Genomic DNA, 18567 nt, shown 5'->3' with positions numbered 1-18567 from the left:
ATATGAAAGGCGCTATTCTTGCCGGAGGCACAGGCAGCCGTCTTTATCCGTTAACAAAAATTATAAATAAACATCTTCTACCCGTTGGCCATGTTCCAATGATCTGCCATGCGATCGAAAAGCTCAGGGCAGCGAAGATTGATGACATTTTGATGATTATCGGCAAACATTCCGCGGGTTTATTCACTGAACTGCTCGGCAGCGGACAAGAACTGGGGGTTCGTCTAACCTACAAAATACAAGAAGAGTCTGGCGGGATTGCCCAAGCGTTGTCCCTTGCACAATCCTTTATCAGCCCGGGTGAAAAGTTCGTTGTGCTTCTTGGGGATAACTTATTCGAGGATTCTTTGATCTCCTATGCGCAGGCTTTTCAAGAACAAAAAGAAGGAGCTCGCGTGCTTCTGAAAAAAGTTCATGACCCGCAAAGATACGGGGTTCCCGTAATCAAGGAAAATAAAATTGTATCCATCGAGGAGAAGCCGGCCAATCCGAAGTCGGATTATTGCGTCACCGGGATTTATATGTATGATTCCGGTGTGTTTGATGTGATTCGGACGATAAAGCCCTCAGCGCGGGGTGAGCTGGAAATTACCGATGTCAACAATGTTTATGCATCCGGAGAACGGCTTGCCTATGATATTTTGAACGGCTGGTGGACGGATGCGGGAACCTTCAATTCCCTCTATTATGCTAGCGGCCGCTTGCTTGACGGTGAGAGGAAATGAATCTCCCGGAACAATCGGCAAGGAGAGAAGGGCAGGATGCCGGTTTTCGCCAGGGACGCAGTGACGGTTACCGGATTGGCTTATACGATGCTGTCCTTAAAGGGCTTCCTGCATTAGAAGAACCTGCACGGCGTGATATCCGCGTTCTATATGTTACGGCCGGAATCGGCGTCCCGTATCCGGCGCTGGATCAGGCTGTAATCGAAGGATTGGCAGGGCTGGTGCGTTACCTAACGGTCGCCAGTCCATCAGACGATGTTGCAATGATCGCAGGAAACGTCAGACCGGATCTTGTGCTCGTTCTTAACGGCGTTGTGCTGCCTGCTGAGAAAGTCGCTCAGCTTCGGCAGGCCGGATTCAAGACTGCCGTCTGGTTTACGGACGATCCTTATTATACGGATTGGACGATTGCAATAGCTCCCCGCTACGATTATGTGTTTACGCTTGAGTTGAACTGCTTGCCTTTTTACCGGCAGTTGGGCTGTGAGCAAGTTTATTATTTACCGTTCGCAGTTAACCCGGCCGTATTTCACCCGAAACGGGTGCCTACCTCCCGCCAGTCCGATATCTGCTTTATCGGTACGGCTTTTTGGAATCGGGTCGAATTAGTGGATCGATTAACTCCGATTTTGGCACAACGGAAAGTGATGATCGCTGGATGGTGGTGGGACCGGCTCAAAAACTATGATCTTCTCGCTGACAAAATAAAGCTGGGCGACTGGTTGAGCCCGGAGGAGACAGCCAGCTATTACAACGGAGCGAAAATTGTCATCAACCTTCACCGTGCCTTTGACGATGAGACGCTTAATGCCAACAGCCGAAAAATCCCGGCTGTTTCCGTTAATCCGAGAACCTTCGAAATTTCCGGCTGCGGCACGCTTCAATTATCGGACATCCGTCAGGATATGCATCATTTATATCATCCGGGCACTGAAATAGACACCTACGTTTCCGATGATGAGCTGATTCAGAAAATTGATTATTATTTACGCCATGAAGAAGAGCGGCAGCGTGTCGCACTGGGGGGATTTATGAGGACGAGGAAGGATCATACGTACCGAAAAAGGCTGGGCGAGATGTTATCAATCCTATTTCCATAACCTTCGGCAGGACAAAATGGATGGCTGTACCCGTTTCTTAAAATAGGGTGAAGAATATATTGATTTTATGAGTAAGATGGGGTGATAACCATTGCGCAGCGATTAAATAAAACAAAAAAAAAGATAGCCCCCAAACGTTTCCATAAACAAAGCTCCAAGAAAAGGAGAACAGCGCTCAAAAGGCCGCTTGGCCTAAACACATACCGACAGAAGCTGCTGGAGCAAGCGGCTGTTTCCTTCAACCAGGGCTTTGATGCCGGCTATGACGAAGCCATGCGCAAGTCGGCCCAGGCGGCTGTGCCTGCCCTTATCAGGAAGGAGCGGTTCAGCGGCTCCGAGGATGAGTATAAGAGGGGGCTCTATGACGGAGGGGATGGGATTGTGGATGCATTGCTGCCTGAATCGGATATTCTGCCCGAACTTTCGATTGGGCAGATTATTGAGGCCGGTGTGAGGGAGCTGCATTCTCATCGTTATCCTCTGCTTAGCGCAACGGATGTCGCCGGACAGATAAAGAGCGCTTTGGATTCACGCCAGCCGTTGTCGGTCGTTCGACTCGGAGACGGAGAGTTAATCACATTAGCGCAGGAAGTGATAATGAATGAAGAACAGGTACGGAAGGAAGGCCACTTTCTAAGCTATGCGGGAATTCATATACCGGATCTGGCGGCCAGGGATCAGCTGGTAAAGGCTGTGGAAAAAGCGGACATTGTCGGCATCCCAAAGTTGAGGCTGCCGAATTTTCAGCCGCTTGCATTTGCCGTATTGAAAGCTCACGGCATCGATTACCGCAAGCTGCAGCTGACCCAATCGACAATTAACTACTCGTTGTATTTGGAAGGCTATCTGAGGAGCATTCTTGCCGGCCGCCGTGTCCTGGTAATCGGCAATACCGCGCCCGGCCTTTCACAGGTGTTATCGGGCAGCGGCATCCATGTGACTGGTGTTATCGCACCTGTACATGGGATGTTGGATATCCCGCGGGTGATGAATGAGCTATCGGTTCATGAATTTGATATTGCGCTCGTCGGAGCGGGTATCCCGGCTGTCATTATTGTGCAGCGGATTGCGACCGAGCTTGGTAAGGTCGCCATCGACTTCGGGCATCTGGCGGATTCTTTTGTCAAAGGGGAAGCAGTCTTATGATGAACAAGGCGGTGAAGCGGGCGGACGGCTATAACGATGGATATAACAAAGGGTTCAACAAAGGTTATCATGACGGCTACAGCCGCGGAAAACTGGAGGGAGCCGCGGGCTACAGCATACCGTTCGACGGCACGAGTATCATTATACCAACCTATAACCAGCTGTTATATCTGAAAGAATGCATCGAGAGCATTGTTCGTTATACTCCGGAGCCATATGAACTGATTATTATCGATAATGCATCGGTTGACGGTACAGCGGATTATCTTAAGGCTGCCGGAGGTCTCCGTTTCCGGATCAACAAAGAGAATCTGGGCTTTGCGGGAGCGGTGAACCAAGGTCTCATGATGGCAAGAGGATCGACATTGATGATTTTAAACAACGATTCGGTGGTTACCCCGCATTGGCTGTCGAATCTGCTCGCCTGTCTGCACAGCAATCCGCGATTTGGAATTGTCGGGCCGGTCACCAATTACATCAGCGGGGATCAATTAATCGGTATCAGCTATACGAATATGACGGAAATGCAGCAGTTTGCCAACAGCTACAATCAATCCAATCCAGAGCGGTGGACCATAATAGGCAGATTGACGGGTTTTTGCATGTTACTTAAGCGGGATGTTTTTAACCGGCTAGGTTATTTTGACGAGGGGTTTGAGATCGGCAATTGTGAAGATGACGATTACGGGCTTCGTGCCCGGCTGCTCGGTTTGCAGCTAGTGATCGCCAAGGATACGTTTATTCATCATTACGGCAGCGTAAGCATGAAATCATTAAACGATCGATTTAACCAGGTGTATGAGAAGAATCTTTCGTTTTATGCCAATAAGTGGGTTGATCCGAACGGATTGTTATCTCTTGATTGGCTGCCGAAGATGAACGGTTTAACGCTTCGGACGGTTGATTCGTATCCAACCTGTGTGACTGTGCAGGGAGCCGGTTCAACGATGTACTGGGTAGAGAATGGGAAGAGATCCCCGATTAACGGCAGCGGCGGCCTGCTGGCGGTTCGCGTTTCCCAAATCGATCTGCGCAATTGGGAGCTGGGCGCAGGGATCTCCGCGGAAGAAGTGAAACGGCGCATTCAAGCTTTGCGCACGCCATCCCAGTCAAATGACATGGCCGAAGGCAGGCTCGTGAAAGCGGAAAGCGGGGCGGTCTATCAGCGCAAAGGGAAGAAGCTCCATCGTTTTATGAATCACCAGGCATTAGCTTCCTGGCAGCTAGATCTGTATGCACAGCAGATAATTGATCAGCATGAGCTGAATATCGATGAGGAGGGGCCTCCCATCATTGCTCCTCCGGTAATTAAGGCTGATAATCTATAAACCCTTTGAGGAGGCGCGACAAATGATAAAACGGAAAAAATCCGCTGATGTGCCTGCAAAGGCGGCCGGCGGCAGAAAAACAATAACAAGAAACGGCACGAAAACGACAGTGAAAAAAATAACCAAAAGAGGAAGAAGAACAACGTTTAAACGCAGAAAAATACCGGTAAAACAAAACGTCTCTTACAATAAAGCTTATGATGCAGGGTTTGACGAGGCATACAATGAAGGATTCGATGTCGGCTATGCCGAGGGGTTGCAAGCCGGCCATCAAGAAGCCTATAAGGGAGAATGATACGGGATGGCTCTGAGAAAAAAACAAAGGCCCGCCGCAAAAAGGAGAAAGCAGCAACCCGTCCGTATTAGCGCTTACCAAAGGGGGCATATCGCAGGCTTTGAGCGGGGAAAAGCAGACGGCTTTCAACAAGGGCGCGCAGATGCCCTGTCCAGCAATACAACAGCAATCGCAGAACGAACCAAGGCTGATGTGCTGGTCATCGCGGCCGGATTTATCCCTTCACTGGATATTGGCGTTATCCAACCATTCAATGAGCTGAAAAACCGCGGGAATTTCAATTTTGAAGTTATGGGCGAAGATGAAGTCAGCAAAGAGATGATTGCAGCAGCGAATACGGTTGTGTTTGTGCGCAATGTTGAGCCGGCAGCCTATACGCTGATGGAGCTGGCGCATCAATTAAGGAAACAGACGGTATATGTGATTGACGATAATTTTCTGGAGATGGATCCCGGCACCCCGGTCGGTCTCTACTATTGCGAACCTGAGCGCCGCGAAACGTTCATCAAGTTTTTGAAAAACGCAAAAACGGTGAAAGTCGATGCCTTGGAGCTCGGTGAATATATACAGAAGCGGTATAACAACAATGTGGTTTATTTTCCGGGTAGCGTAGATTTTGCCTGGATTGATCAACAGTCAAAAGATGAGCGGAATGATATGCAGGTGGTTATCGGGTATGAAGGCGGCGTTAAAGAGGAGGATTTTGCTCCTGTCATTCCAGCATTGAAAAAAATACTTGATTACTATGGAGGATTTGTAAGGCTGGAGTTTTTCGGGTTTGTTCCTGCCTCATTAGAAGGTCATCCGAGCGTATCTTATGAAGAGGGGGGCATGGACTACAGAAGCTTTATCAGGAAGCTCAAACAATGCACTTGGGATATTGGTCTGGCCCCGCTTCATAATCATTCTTTTAATAACAGCAAGACGAATAACAAATTTCGCGAATATGCGGCATGCCAAATTCCGGGGATCTATTCCAAATCGCCTGTCTACACGCCTTGGGTCACCCATGGGGAAACAGGATACCTCGCTCCACACACGGAGGAAGGCTGGTATGAAGGGATCAGGAAGTTAATTGAGGATCCGGAGATGAGGCATCGCATCAAAGAAAATGCAGAAGCTGCGGCCAGACAGCATTTTTCACTGGATACGTGCGTGGAGAATTGGAACAAATATATTTTTAAACCGTAGGCCGGAAGGAGAGAACAGACGATGGGGAAACGAGGGGAAATACACGCACTCATCATCGGTTCAGATAAAATCGCATCGTATAAAATCGGCATTGAGCAGCCCTTTCGCCATCTGGAAAAAGCGGGAATATGCAGTTATGATGTCAAGTCGGAGGATGATGTCAGTGTTTCAAAGGTTGCTTCTGCCGACATCGTCATCTTTTTTCGCACGGTGAAAAAGGAAGCTTATAAATGGCTGGACATCGCTCACGATATGGGCAAAAGAACGGTATATGTGATCGACGATCATTTTATTGCGATGTCTCCCGGGTCAGATATCGGAAGCTATTATCATGAAGCTTCCCGAAAAAGCACGTATGTGAATTTTTTGAAAAATGCTCAGATGGTAAAAGTGGCCTCCAAATTTTTCGGCAAACATATTGAAATGCATTTTAAACCGAGAAAAGTCGTTTATTTTCCGGGCAGCGTTGATTTTTCGATCATTGACCGCGTGGAGAAACGAAAAAGGCATCACGATAAAATCGTAATCGGTTATGAGGGCGGGAGGAAGCAGCTTGCCTTTGAACCGGTTGTTAAAGCGCTTCGCAAAGTTCTCAGAGTGTATGGGGACAAAATCAGAATTGAATTTTTCGGATATGCTCCCGAGGAGCTTGAAGGGAAACAGCAGGTGCATGTCCGCCATCACGATTCGGATTATAAAAGCTTCTTGAAGCGCCTGTACCGGTCGAAGTGGGACATCGGACTGGCGCCGCTGGAACAAACGCTGCTGCATGATTGCAAAACGAACAATAAATTCCGCGAGTATGCATCCTGCCGGATCCCCGGCATCTATTCCGCATCGCCTGCTTACACGGACTGGGTCAAACACAAAGAAAACGGGCTGCTTGTCTCGAGAACGAAGGACGATTGGTACGAGTCGATGGCCGAGCTGATCGAAAACCCTGAGCTGAGGGAAAAGATCATGGATAAAGCAGAACGTGAGGCGAGAGAAAACTTTTCAGTGGCAGCATGCGCCGATCGTTGGCGTACACAAATTTTGATGCCTAACTAAGATGGGATAAAGAAAGGAGATGTTCTCTTGGAGGATAAACTGATACCTGTTCTGCAGCCTAGCATTGGCCAGGAGGAAATTGATGCGGTAACCGAGGTTTTACGTTCCGGCTGGCTTGGCCTCGGACCCAAAACAGAGCAGTTCGAGCAGCAGTTTGCCGGTTTCGCAGGCAGCCGTTTCGCGGTTGCGCTCAATTCCGGCACAGCCGCCCTGCATTTGGCGCTGGATGTGCTGGGGATTGGGCCGGGCGATGAAGTCATCGTGCCTTCCATTACCTTCATCTCTACCGTTCATGCCGTTAGTTATGTCGGCGCGAAACCTGTCTTTGCCGATCTCGAGCATGACTCGATGAATCTGTCGGTAGCCGATATCGAGCGCAAAATTACAGACAATACCAAGGCGATCATCGTCGTCCATATGGGCGGCCATCCTTGCGACATGGATGCTGTGCATGAGCTGGCTTTAGCGAAAGGAATCAAGGTGGTCGAAGACGCAGCGCATGCCTGCGGTGCCGAATATAAAGGCCGGCGCATCGGATCGGTCGGCGACGTGACCTGCTTCAGCTTTCATGCGGTCAAAAATTTGACCAGCGGTGAAGGCGGAGCGGTTACCTGCAAGGCAGAATGGATGAACCGAAAGCTGCGCGAGAAAAGATGGGTCGGCATTTCCCGGGATACGTGGATGCGTTCATCGGGCGAGAAGGTGTATGCTTGGCAGTATTTTGTCGATGAAGTCGGTTACAAATATCATATGAATGATTTGCAGGCGGCAATCGGTCTCGTACAGTTGAATAAACTGAACCAGTTAAACGCAAGGCGCAGACAAATTGCCGAGCGCTACCAGGCTGAGCTGAAGGATTTGGAATGGATGGAGCTTCCGCAGGAAAAGCCGTATGCCCGCAGTTCATGGCATTTATTCCAAATTAAGCTGCAGGACGAAGGCCTGAGGGATCGCATGATCACCCATTTGCAAGAGAAAAATATCGCCTCCGGCGTCCACTACTACCCGTGCCACCTTCATCCGTGTTATATCCACCTGAAAGCTGTCGTGCCGATCTCCTCTGAAGTATGGAGAAAAATTCTTACCTTACCAATTCATCCGAATATAACGGATCATGATCTGGACCGGATCATCAGCCGGATAAGAGAGCTGAAGCCATGAAAAAAATTATGATTCTGGGTGCAGGAATCTCTCAGCTGCCGTTAATACAAACCGCGAAAAAAATGGGGCTGCAGGTGATCGTTTTAAGCCGCTCTGGAAACTACCCGGGATTTGCATGGGCTGACAAAGTCTATTACGAGGATACGACGGATACGGAGAAAGTCGTGGAAATCGCCCGGGAGGAGCAGATTGACGGCATCTGCACAACCGGTACGGACGTCGCCGTCAAAGCGATCGGCAAAGTGGTGGATACGCTTGGGCTGAGCGGCATCAATTATACGTCTGCGCTTCTCTCATCCAACAAATGGGAGATGAAGCAGGCGTTTATGGAGTATGGCGTAAGGACGGCAAAATGCATCAAAGCGAAATCGATAGACGAAGCTTACCGTGCTTTCGAATCGCTGTCTTTGCCGCTCGTATTCAAAGCGGTGGATAGCGGTGGAAGCAAGGGCATCGTAAAGCTGGAGCAGGCCTCACAGGTGGAATACGCCTATGCTGAAGTGATAAAGGCGACAAAACAGAACTTCTTTATTGTCGAGGAATTTATTGAAGGCATCGAGTTTGGCGCGCAGGCATTTGTCTATAACAACAGCCTTCAATTCGTCATGCCGCATGGCGATCTTATGTTTTATGGCGATGCCGGCGTGCCGATCGGCCACTACGTGCCCTATGAGCTGCCGGATCAAGTGATCCAGGATATTCAGGTCCAATTAGAACAAAGCATTCGCGCGCTGCGTTTGAATAATTGTGCCATTAATGCGGATTTTATATTAAAAGATCAAGAGGTGCACGTGCTCGAAATCGGCGGCAGAGCGGGGGCGACATGCTTGCCTGAACTCGTATCGACCTATTATGGATTCGATTATTATGAACAGTTGGTCAGAGCTGCTCTTGATATGGACCCGGATTTCCAATCTACAGCTTCACAGCCCTGCGCATGTGAACTGTTAATTGCCAATCAGGATGGAGAGATTGTGGGGCTGGAGAACGGGAACGAGCCTCATGAGGATATCATTCAGATCTCGTTTGATTACGGGATTGGAGATCCGGTTCGTAAGTTCAAGGTCGGCACAGACCGGATCGGCCAGATCATCGTCAAGGGGGAACGGCTGGAAGATACGCTTGAACGCTTGGAAGAGGTAAAGAAGAACATCAGGATCACGTTGAACCGTTGAGGGGGCATATCGTCCCTTCAACGGTTTAAGTGATCGACCATTTTACAACCAGCGCAGCTTGTGTCAGTCCGCCGCCGAATCCATAAAGCAGCAGCAGATTGCCAGGCTGGACACGACCGTCCTTCACGCCTGCGTGGAGGGCAAGCGGTATCGATGCTGCAGAAGTGTTGCCGTTATAGACAAGACTGTGCAGCGTATGTTCCATGGGAATGCCGGTTCGTTCACAAATGGATTCAATGATTCGCAGATTGGCGCTATGCGGAATAAACCAATCGATGTCATGGACGGATAAGCCTGCACTTGCAAGCAATTGCTGGATCCCTTCCGGTATTCTCGTAACCGCCCATTTATAGACCTCGCGGCCGTTTTGCACAATATGGCCTGTCTGCCTAATTTCACTGGAGCCGATTGTCGGGGACAAGCTGGAACGGTACAAATGATGTCCGGCGCTTCCATCGGTTATGGCATAGGAACCGACAAATGTCCCTTCGTCGCCCGGCTCAACCAATACAGCTCCGGCCCCGTCGCCAAATAGGATACAAGTGGTTCGATCGGTATAATCCGTAATTTTGCTGAGCGTTTCAGCGCCGATAACAAGAATCTTCCGATAGGCACCGGATAAGAGCAGGCCGTTGGCTACCTGCAATGCTGAGACGAAGCCCGCACAGGCTGCTTGGAGATCGACCGCGCCTGCTGCCTGGATCCCGAAATAAGCTTGGACCCTTGAAGCTACACTGGGAAAAAACGTGTCAGGTGTTGAAGTGGCGACGAGGATATAATCGACATCTTCGACAGTGACCGGATAATTCTCTAGAAGGCTGCGAACCGCACCATAACAAAGATCACTGCAATACTGATCATCTGCAGCGATTCTCCGTTCCACGATGCCGGTACGCTGGACGATCCATTCATGGTTCGTGTCGACCATTTGTTCCAGGTCCTCATTGGTTAAAATCCGCTCGGGTACATAAGTGCCTATAGCAGTTATCCGTGCATTGGAGTGAAATTCTGAGGCTGCCATCGGTGATTCACACCCCTCCGTAATATTGTATATCAGGTATTAGTACCAGGTACTAAAATATAATTTCATCCTACATAAAAATGATGGGACTGTCAAACATTATTAATGAGGGGGACAGCAGCTAGGAATCGTTCCTTCCCGTCATAGACATGGCAATTTCATTTTTCCGAAAGAAACGGCTTGTTATTCACAAAGTTGAGTGAAAATTCTTCTTTACCCTTATTTTACCATACTTTGTTTGCATAAGGTTACCTTCGTCTTCAAACGCTACTGATGAGAAGTTTACTTCAGTGTACAAATGGAGGATGGTACAATGCAGCGAAAATGGATCATATTGGCCATAAGTGCCGTCATTGGTGTGATGTTGACGGGATGCTCTGAACTGCAAGGGGATGTGGGCAATAAAAACATTCGCCCCAATAGCGTTAAATATGATGCAAATGGTAATCGAATGATCGACAAGCGATTCGCAAATGACCAGATGAATGAGATGAACCGTATCAACGGACGTCGATTAAACAGTAATAATGTGATCGGTACCCATCGAAATTATCACATTGACATGAGTGAAAAAGCTGCCGATCGGGTAACGGGGATGATGAATGTCGATGCGGCATATGTCATGATGGGGGACAAAAATGCTTATGTTGCTATCGTTCCGCAAAAGAATGATGGCGGTGAAGTTAGCAGCGCGTTTAAACATCAAATTGCAGCTGAGATCAAAGCGATGAATCCGGATATCGTGAACGTTTACGTATCGGCCAATCCGGACTTTGTGGGGCGCATGACGAATTATATGAACTATGCCCGCAGCGGCAAACCTGTACAAGCCTTGATTGCTGAGTTTAACGCAATGGTGGATCGCATATTTCCAGCAGATTCGGGCACCAGCATTATTCGATAAGATCGTGTATTCAATATTGACGTCAGCGGCAGATATTCCGCTGGCGTCATTCAATAAGTAAATAGGTATTCGATACCAAAAATTTTGATGTTTTTGTTACAAAAAAAAGGTTCTAAACGAATAGGATGTCGAAATGTGTCGAACTTCCAAATATATTCTTGTTGAAATATTTTCATGACACCAATACAATATAGCTAACATCAATTACATATACCGACTTATTCGAAACGGCAAATCTATTGAAAGATAGAGACGCAAAGCTATGGGCCTAAGGAAGAAAATTCTATGGTCGCCTGGTTCCCGAAGATGAGCTGAGCGTTTAAAAACATCACTCATTTTGGATGTTTTTTTTTATTTTATTTTTGTGAGGTGTTGCAATGCTATGGCTGAACATATGAGTGAGCAAGAAATATTGAAATTATTGAAGAAGCTGGACCAGGAGTCCAATCAGCTGCATGAAGAACATCAGGAGGCCGGATATTCCGGTCAAAATGTAGAGATAAATGATAAAATTATCGATGGCTTTATAAAAGTAGAGCATGGAAAGATCATTGTCGGAAATCCATCCAACGGGGGACGAATTCCTATCATCAATGCAAAGCTGCCTGTTAGATTATACATAGACGGGCAAGAAGCAATTGGTGAGACGAAGGTTTCTTCCGCGAGTAATATTGAGTGGAGAATCGAAGAAAAGCCATTATTTGAAATAACGGTATCGGAAGACAAATTGGAAGCTTATTTAACCATCAACCGTACCCGGCGGCATGCCTGGATTTTAAAGGAGGTTGCCACAACGTTGTATGCGGTGCTTCGTGCGGAGGAAGATCCAACGATCATACTGGAAACCGTTTATTTACAGGACGTTTTATCAGCGGTCGAGAAGATGAATATCAAGATGAATCTTGATATTGCGATGATTCAGGCCGAGATTCTTAACCCTTCTTTCAAGCCTATAAAATTTGCGTATGGAAAAGCGCCGGTTCAAGGACAGCATGCTCAGCTCAACCTGTTTTTCTCGGAAAATATTGAGAGCATATTCAACGAGGTCAAAGGCTCCATCGACTACAAAAATCATATGAATATCCCATCTGTCAAAAACGGTGATGTCATCGCCAGAAAGACACCGCTTGTTGAAGGAACGGCCGGTTATGATGTCTATGGCAACGTGCTGCTTCCTGATCCGGTCAATGACATCCGCATTGTAGCGAAGCAAAATGTCGAGATTACACCAGAAGCGATCGCGATTGCGCGTAAAGAAGGAAGGCCTAGAATTACCGGAAACAAAATCAAATACCTGGACATCAACACGACTTACATTGTGCCGGGGGATGTTGATTTACATACAGGCAACATCGTCTTTGCAGGAGATGTTGTCGTGTATGGCGATGTTACGGATAACATGATTATTGAATCGCTCGGAAACATCTATATTTCAGGCAGTGTATTTAATTCGACATTAACCGCTACAGGCAGCATAGCTGTACAAGGAAATGTGATCGGAAGCAATTTGTACTCAGGTTACTTTGGTATGCTCTATAACAGGCTTTATAACACGTCCAACCAATTGATCCAATATATTGAAAAAATGCTGGTCAGCACAAAAATGCTGTTGGCTGAAATAGGGAAAAAAAACAAGCACATTCGTTATGGACAAGTGTTGGTACTGCTTATTGAGAGCAAATACAATCAAATGCCGGAAATCGTTAAGGAAATGTTAAGCGTCATATCGAGCATTCAATCCTTAAATAAAGAAGCGATGCAGCAATTGAAATATTATTTGGAATTATCGCTGCATCCAGCGAAGATTGTTGAAGTGATGACAGCCGCTAGGTTGGAGGATTTTCTGCGTATCCTCCGGGAAACCTTCATGAGAATCGCGTTAAGCCAAGAAGCCCATGTCCAGATCAATATTAATCAAAGCCAAAATTCAACATTAAAATCCAATGGAGATATCCTGATCAGAAAAGAAGGGGTCATCCAATGTGATCTCTACTCAGCCGGCAATATTATTTTCTTTCTAGATAACTCTGTGTGCAGAGGCTCGAAGCTTGAAGCCGGAGATACAATATCGGCCATGTATGTCGGAGGGATCACGGGAGTAGGGACCACCCTTAAGGCGGCCAAGAAAGTCATGATAAAGAAAATGTTTGAGGGCAGAGTATGCATTGACCGAAGCTGCATCGATATCTTTGAGCCCATTGAAGATAAGACATTTGAGTAGGGCAGCTTCAAATAATATGAGGTAAGAATATAAGCCTGAGACAAGGAAGCATTTGCATCCTTGTCTTTTTTTGTGCGATCAGCTCTGTACCGTGCCCAATTTTCTGTGATACCGCACCATTGGTATAGCTAATTCATAAAATAATTTGACTGTATCCCTTAACCTTGTTATACCATAAAAACCCGAGCAAGGAGGGGTGACAAACTTTGAAAGATAGCGACCATAAGAGCAAATTTTTATTAACTCATCGTGAACGCGAGGTCTTTGAGCTTTTAGTACAGGACAAAACGACAAGGGATATTGCGCAGCAGTTATTCATCAGCGAAAAAACCGTACGCAACCATATCTCGAATGTGATGCAAAAATTGAATGTCAAAGGTCGTTCGCAGGCAGTTGTCGAGCTGATCAAGCTTGGGGAATTACAAATCTAATTCATCGGCACTTCTTTCTTGACCTTCTAACTATACTTCCTGCAAGGGAAGTTGGATGGGAGGTTTTTTGATAATTATTTCTAAAGGATTAGGCGAGTAATCACGCCTAAATACGTGTTTTTATGCGCTGCGCTGCACTGAATGGTTAAACTGGCGTATTCAATGGGCTTAGAGTACGGGGTGAATGTATGGGCTATTACATGAAAAGTCCTGAAATGGTAGTTCTTAGGATGTTGTGGCAGGTTCCGGTTGGAATATTGTTGAAATATCGAATTCAGTCATAAACCAGCTCTTGCTCCTCCTCCGGTACCATAATCATGCTTAAGTCCTTAGTGATCCCGAAATAAATTACAATTTTCTGACAATAAAAAAATGAGAAATGATTAATAAACAGCCTCTCACCCGTTATGGGTTATAAGAAGATCGACTTGTTGAGATATTGTAAAACGTAATCCTTTTGATATAGGTCGCATATAATCCAAAAATAATTTTATTTGCAAATTAATTACATATTATCTTTGTTTTTGACCTCTTTTTATTCGAACTAAAATCCACAATTTAGGAAAACGTGCTTATAAAAATAATGATGAAAATAAACAAGAACACCTAAATCAAATTAAACCTTTGTTCCCTCATTCGTTATTTCGATTTGTGACATAATCTAATCACATTCTCAGGACAGGAGGAAAAGTCGTGATTGACATCCATAGTCACATCCTGCATGGGATGGACGACGGGCCTGCCCGTTTGGAGGATAGCGTCGAATTGGCGGTGGCGGCTGTGAATAATGGAGTAACTGCCATCATTGCCACACCACACCACAAAGAGACCTTCCACAATGATGCCATTAAAGTAGAGCAGGCGGTAAAGGAACTAAATTTCATATTAAACGCCAGAGGCATACCGCTTTACGTCTATCCCGGACAGGAAATCAGGGCGCATGAAAAATTGCTTGAGGACTTGGAAAGCGGAAAGCTCCATACACTTGGTTCCTCTAGTTATTTATTAATTGAATTTCCATCTTCACGAATACCTGAGCGTTTCGAGGATACGATTCATGAGCTTTCCATAGCGGGGCTCACGCCGATCATCGCCCACCCGGAACGCAACGCGGAAATTGCCGGGCGTCCGGAGCGATTGGCTGAGCTAGTGCTTGCCGGGGCGCTCTGTCAGGTCACCTCACACTCATTGACCGGCATATTCGGCAGAAAGGTTTTGCGGTTAGCATATACCTTGATTCAGCGCAATCTGATTCATCTGATCGCTTCGGATGCACATAACCTGACGACCAGGCCCTACCAACTGCTTGAAGCCTACAATGTCGTGAGCAGCCGATTCGGATTATCGACAACGGAATATTTCAAAGCAAATGCCTATGCAGTTCTTCACAATTTGTCAATATTACGAAGGCCGTATATTGCACCAAGAGGCCCAGGAAGGCTATTAGCCGGATGGCCTTCGTTCAAAATATGAAGAGAGCAGAGCCGTCTTTCTGATTCAAAAAATGATGGAGGTTACGCAATTGAATATACAGCTTGACTTAAGATACTATGTTTCACTGATCCGCAAACGGATCTGGATCGTGCTGCTCGTCATCGTTCTTGGAGCAGCGGCATCAGGTTTATTCAGTTACATGCTGCTTAAGCCCGTTTACCAGGCCTATACGAAGCTAATCGTTAATTCGCCCAATGACCAGCCCGGCATGCTGAAGCTGGACTTAAATGCGATTAACACCAATATTAGTCTGATCAATACATACAAAGAGATCATCCGCACACCGGCAATTATGGATGTTGTCGTACAGAAGCACCCGGAATTAGGCGTAACGACCGAAGAGCTGATGCGCAAAATCCGCTTTAGCTCGGTGAATGGCACACAGGTCATTACCTTGGCCTACCAAGATACAGACTACAAGAAAGCTGCGAGGGTTGTTAATTCGATATCCGAAGTATTCCAACAACAAATATCAAAAATCATGCGGGTGGATAACGTTTATCTGCTGCATATGGCTGATCCGGCTAAGCTCCCGGCCCCCGTTAAACCTAATCCATTGCTGAATATCGCCATTAGCGTCGTGTTTTCACTTCTGCTTGGTATCGGACTAGTTATGCTGCTCGATTATTTTGACGACACGATCAAGAATGAATCCGATGTGCAGCGTTATCTCGGACTGCCGACGCTGGTCATGATCCCGTCTATCAGGCAGAAGGATTTCAAGAAGCGGAAAGCTTCCGCAACCATCCCTTCGAAAGCAGGTGAAGCGTCTAGTGTCACGACATCCTGAAGCACGGCCGATCATTATGGATTTAAATCCGAATTCTCCCATCTCCGAGTCTTATCGCAAGCTGCGGACCAATCTGCAATATGCGGAAGTAGACCGCCCGCTGCAAATGCTAATGGTCACATCGGCCAGCCCGCATGAGGGGAAGACGACCACCGTGAATAACTTGGCGGTTGCGTATGCCCAGTCTGAAAAATCCGTGCTGCTGATCGATGCGGATTTGCGAAAGCCAACGGCACATCACAGCTTTCGCTTATCCAACCGAGTGGGTGTCACCTCCATTCTTTCCGGACAAAAACGAATCATTGAAGCCATTCAGGATACCCGGATTCCCAATTTGAAGGTGATGACCGCAGGGCCGATTCCTCCTAATCCATCCGAACTGCTCGGCTCAAAACGGATGGATGGACTGCTGCAGGAGCTTAGAGAAATGTACGACATTGTATTGGTCGATACGCCGCCTGTGCTGGCAGTCAGCGATGCGCAGATCGTATCGACACGTTGTGATGGTGTCCTTCTGGTTATTAATTCCAAAAGGGTTAAACGCCAATTTGCTGTCAAAGCCAGGGATGCATTGTTATTTGTTAAAGCGCGGATTGTAGGGGTCGCCCTGAACCAGGTCCCTACAAACGAAGCTTACCCATATTATGAATACAGCTCCAACTAAAAAATATAGGAGGTATCAAAATGATTGCTGCTTACCGAACACGTTTGTTAATTGCCATGGATTTGACTGCGGTTGTGCTTCCGCTCGGGGCCGCCTTATGGATCCAGTATTCGAATCCATGGCAGAACCCCCATCCGGGAGTTTGGCTGGTGTACACCCTGCTTGCCGGATTCATCGGCCTCTACGGGATCATCAAGCAGCAGCTGCACCGAAGCGTATGGCAGTACGCCGGTGTGGGTGACATGCTCTCCATTCTGAAGGCAGCGATTCCGGCAGCATTCATTCCTTATACGGCCATAGCTCTAATCTGGGTGGAGAGCTTTCCGGTGCTGCTGCTGGCACATCATTTGGCCGGCATGGTCTTTTTAATGGCAGGTCCCCGATTATTCTGGCGTGCTTTCTGTGATAAATTCGGCAAATGCTCGCGTATCGAGCAGGGCCGGGAATCCCGGCGTGCTTTAATTATTGGTGCAGGCAGCTGCGGCACTCTAATTGCCAAAGAGCTACTGCAAAACAATGCCTCCACATTGATCCCTGTCGGTTTTATTGACGACGATCCGTACAAGCAGCAGCTTCGCTTGCTTGGTTTGCCTGTATTAGGAAATCGTGGGGATATTCCAAAGCTGGCGGAGTTGCATCACATTGACGAGATGATTATTGCGATGCCGTCAGTCTCCAAAACACAAATCTCCGAAATCATCAACAAATGCAAAACGACCCAAGCCAGACTTAAAATCGTCCCGGATTTGCAGGATGTCCTGCACGGCCGAAGCATGGTGGAAAAAGTGCGGGACGTTTCGGTCGAAGATTTGCTGGGGCGTGAGCCGGTACGCAGCGATCTTGACAATATCGCCAACTACGTCGAAGAGAAAACGGTGCTTATTACCGGTGCAGGCGGCTCAATCGGTTCGGAGTTGTGCCGCCAAATTGCCCCGTTTCATCCCAGTAAGCTGATTCTGCTGGGACATGGAGAAAATAGCATCTACACAATTGAGATGGAGCTACGCAGCCTGTTTCCAGACCTGGCGTTCGAAACGGTCATTGCCGATGTGCAGAACCGCAGCAGCCTGGAATCAGTATTTGAGCGCTTCCGCCCGGAGGTTGTCTTTCATGCAGCAGCGCATAAACACGTTCCATTAATGGAACGCAATCCATCGGAAGCCATTAAAAATAATGTGTTCGGCACGAAGAATGCAGCCGAATGCGCCGACCGTTTCGGCGCGGAACGTTTTGTGCTGATCTCTACCGATAAAGCGGTCAACCCGACCAGCATTATGGGCACGACCAAACGCATCGCGGAGATGTTCATTCAAAGCTTGGACAAACACAGCAAGACAAAGTTCGTGGCCGTGCGCTTCGGTAATGTTCTGGGCAGCCGGGGCAGCGTTATTCCGAGATTCAAGGAACAAATTGCCAAAGGCGGGCCGGTCACGGTCACACATCCGGAAATGGTGCGGTATTTCATGACGATTCCGGAAGCCGTTCAGCTTGTGATCCAGGCCGGCGCTTTTGCCAGCGGCGGCGAGGTGTTCATACTCGATATGGGGCAGCCGGTAAAAATATACGATCTTGCGGTTGACCTGATTCGATTGACCGGTTATGAGCCGCATGTCGATATTGAAATCCGGTTCAGCGGAATCCGTGAAGGCGAGAAGCTCTATGAAGAGCTCTTGACTAGCGAAGAGGGCATGACCTCGACAAAGCACAACCGGATCTTTATCGGCAAGCCGATGAATATCAACCGGACAGAGCTGGAATTCGAGATCCGTAAGCTCGAACAGGTAATCGGGCAGGATCAGGCGCAAATCCGCGCGGTATTGAAGCATATCGTACCAACGTTCCGCAACGTGTCTTAATTACGAATCGAGAGT

17 protein-coding genes and 1 riboswitch are annotated in these 18567 nt (G+C 47.5%); of the genes, 16 read left to right on the top strand and 1 reads right to left on the bottom strand.

Translation table 11 applies throughout. The annotated features are described in order from the left end of the window. The first annotated feature begins 2 nt into the window (after positions 1-2). The 9 genes from IEW11_RS07470 to IEW11_RS07430 all read left to right on the top strand — a co-directional run bounded on the left by IEW11_RS07470 (position 3) and on the right by IEW11_RS07430 (position 9171). Entirely contained in the window at positions 3-725 is a 723-nt protein-coding gene (locus IEW11_RS07470; RefSeq protein ID WP_188530434.1) for a sugar phosphate nucleotidyltransferase, read from the top strand. Then, entirely contained in the window at positions 722-1825 is a 1104-nt protein-coding gene (locus IEW11_RS07465; RefSeq protein ID WP_188530433.1) for a CgeB family protein, read from the top strand. The genes IEW11_RS07470 and IEW11_RS07465 overlap by 4 nt, the downstream gene beginning before the upstream one ends. Positions 1826-1906: 81 nt before the next feature. Further along, the gene (locus tag IEW11_RS07460; RefSeq protein WP_229725009.1) at positions 1907-2971 is read left to right on the top strand and encodes a GT-D fold domain-containing protein; all 1065 of its coding nucleotides are present in this window, start codon (positions 1907-1909) and stop codon (positions 2969-2971) included. Continuing rightward, the gene (locus IEW11_RS07455; protein ID WP_229725008.1) at positions 2968-4299 is read left to right on the top strand and encodes a glycosyltransferase family 2 protein; all 1332 of its coding nucleotides are present in this window, start codon (positions 2968-2970) and stop codon (positions 4297-4299) included. Before IEW11_RS07460 ends, IEW11_RS07455 begins: the two co-directional genes overlap by 4 nt. A gap of 22 nt (positions 4300-4321) precedes the next feature. Further along, positions 4322-4594 carry a hypothetical protein gene (locus IEW11_RS07450; RefSeq protein ID WP_188530432.1) on the top strand — a complete coding sequence of 91 codons (273 nt, stop codon included), beginning with the start codon at positions 4322-4324 and terminating at the stop codon, positions 4592-4594. 6 nt (positions 4595-4600) lie between these two features. Next, a complete protein-coding gene (locus IEW11_RS07445; RefSeq protein ID WP_188530431.1) occupies positions 4601-5785 on the top strand; it encodes a glycosyltransferase in 1185 nt (394 codons plus the stop codon). A 21-nt stretch (positions 5786-5806) separates the two neighbouring features. Then, positions 5807-6835, top strand: a complete 1029-nt coding sequence (locus IEW11_RS07440; RefSeq protein ID WP_188530430.1) for a glycosyltransferase family protein — start codon at positions 5807-5809, stop codon at positions 6833-6835. Between the two features lie 27 nt (positions 6836-6862). Next, positions 6863-7996, top strand: coding sequence for a DegT/DnrJ/EryC1/StrS family aminotransferase (locus IEW11_RS07435; RefSeq protein WP_188530429.1), 1134 nt, complete (start codon positions 6863-6865; stop codon positions 7994-7996). Continuing rightward, the gene (locus IEW11_RS07430; protein ID WP_188530428.1) at positions 7993-9171 is read left to right on the top strand and encodes an ATP-grasp domain-containing protein; all 1179 of its coding nucleotides are present in this window, start codon (positions 7993-7995) and stop codon (positions 9169-9171) included. Before IEW11_RS07435 ends, IEW11_RS07430 begins: the two co-directional genes overlap by 4 nt. A gap of 25 nt (positions 9172-9196) precedes the next feature. Here the strand turns inward: IEW11_RS07430 and IEW11_RS07425 are convergent, their stop codons facing one another. After that, complete coding sequence (locus IEW11_RS07425; RefSeq protein WP_188530427.1) at positions 9197-10192, bottom strand: ketoacyl-ACP synthase III; 996 nt, start codon at positions 10190-10192, stop codon at positions 9197-9199. A gap of 313 nt (positions 10193-10505) precedes the next feature. On the opposite strand from IEW11_RS07425, the gene IEW11_RS07420 reads away from it, so the two are divergent. The 7 genes from IEW11_RS07420 (at position 10506) to IEW11_RS07390 (ending at position 18552) form a co-directional block, all read left to right on the top strand. Next, positions 10506-11096 (top strand): YhcN/YlaJ family sporulation lipoprotein, encoded by a 591-nt coding sequence (locus IEW11_RS07420; RefSeq protein WP_188530426.1) that lies wholly within the window; start codon positions 10506-10508, stop codon positions 11094-11096. Between the two features lie 219 nt (positions 11097-11315). Then, positions 11316-11401: riboswitch (cyclic di-GMP riboswitch) on the top strand. Between the two features lie 77 nt (positions 11402-11478). After that, positions 11479-13317 (top strand): FapA family protein, encoded by a 1839-nt coding sequence (locus tag IEW11_RS07415; RefSeq protein WP_188530425.1) that lies wholly within the window; start codon positions 11479-11481, stop codon positions 13315-13317. A gap of 206 nt (positions 13318-13523) precedes the next feature. Continuing rightward, on the top strand, positions 13524-13748 hold the full coding sequence (locus tag IEW11_RS07410; RefSeq protein WP_188530424.1) for a helix-turn-helix domain-containing protein: 225 nt from the start codon (positions 13524-13526) through the stop codon (positions 13746-13748). Between the two features lie 693 nt (positions 13749-14441). Beyond that, positions 14442-15221, top strand: coding sequence for a tyrosine-protein phosphatase (locus IEW11_RS07405; RefSeq protein WP_188530423.1), 780 nt, complete (start codon positions 14442-14444; stop codon positions 15219-15221). Between the two features lie 49 nt (positions 15222-15270). Next, entirely contained in the window at positions 15271-16032 is a 762-nt protein-coding gene (locus tag IEW11_RS07400) for a YveK family protein (protein ID WP_188530422.1), read from the top strand. Continuing rightward, positions 16016-16696, top strand: coding sequence for a CpsD/CapB family tyrosine-protein kinase (locus tag IEW11_RS07395; RefSeq protein WP_229725007.1), 681 nt, complete (start codon positions 16016-16018; stop codon positions 16694-16696). The genes IEW11_RS07400 and IEW11_RS07395 overlap by 17 nt, the downstream gene beginning before the upstream one ends. 20 nt (positions 16697-16716) lie before the next feature. Further along, on the top strand, positions 16717-18552 hold the full coding sequence (locus IEW11_RS07390; RefSeq protein ID WP_188530421.1) for a polysaccharide biosynthesis protein: 1836 nt from the start codon (positions 16717-16719) through the stop codon (positions 18550-18552). Positions 18553-18567 lie beyond the last annotated feature (15 nt).

The sequence above is a fragment of the Paenibacillus abyssi genome, assembly GCF_014640295.1.
GTDB classification, from domain to species: domain Bacteria; phylum Bacillota; class Bacilli; order Paenibacillales; family Paenibacillaceae; genus Paenibacillus_D; species Paenibacillus_D abyssi.
This window is presented reverse-complemented; position numbering and strand designations above follow the sequence as displayed.

Excerpts from the sequence above, each read along its gene's own strand:
- IEW11_RS07470 (WP_188530434.1), top strand. The coding sequence starts at position 3 with ATGAAAGGCGCTATTCTTGCCGGAGGCACAGGCAGCCGTCTTTATCCG.
- IEW11_RS07465 (WP_188530433.1), top strand. The coding sequence starts at position 722 with ATGAATCTCCCGGAACAATCGGCAAGGAGAGAAGGGCAGGATGCCGGT.
- IEW11_RS07455 (WP_229725008.1), top strand. The coding sequence starts at position 2,968 with ATGATGAACAAGGCGGTGAAGCGGGCGGACGGCTATAACGATGGATAT.
- IEW11_RS07450 (WP_188530432.1), top strand. The coding sequence starts at position 4,322 with ATGATAAAACGGAAAAAATCCGCTGATGTGCCTGCAAAGGCGGCCGGC.
- IEW11_RS07445 (WP_188530431.1), top strand. The coding sequence starts at position 4,601 with ATGGCTCTGAGAAAAAAACAAAGGCCCGCCGCAAAAAGGAGAAAGCAG.
- IEW11_RS07440 (WP_188530430.1), top strand. The coding sequence starts at position 5,807 with ATGGGGAAACGAGGGGAAATACACGCACTCATCATCGGTTCAGATAAA.
- IEW11_RS07430 (WP_188530428.1), top strand. The coding sequence starts at position 7,993 with ATGAAAAAAATTATGATTCTGGGTGCAGGAATCTCTCAGCTGCCGTTA.
- IEW11_RS07425 (WP_188530427.1), bottom strand. The coding sequence starts at position 10,192 with ATGGCAGCCTCAGAATTTCACTCCAATGCACGGATAACTGCTATAGGC.
- IEW11_RS07420 (WP_188530426.1), top strand. The coding sequence starts at position 10,506 with ATGCAGCGAAAATGGATCATATTGGCCATAAGTGCCGTCATTGGTGTG.
- IEW11_RS07415 (WP_188530425.1), top strand. The coding sequence starts at position 11,479 with ATGGCTGAACATATGAGTGAGCAAGAAATATTGAAATTATTGAAGAAG.
- IEW11_RS07390 (WP_188530421.1), top strand. The coding sequence starts at position 16,717 with ATGATTGCTGCTTACCGAACACGTTTGTTAATTGCCATGGATTTGACT.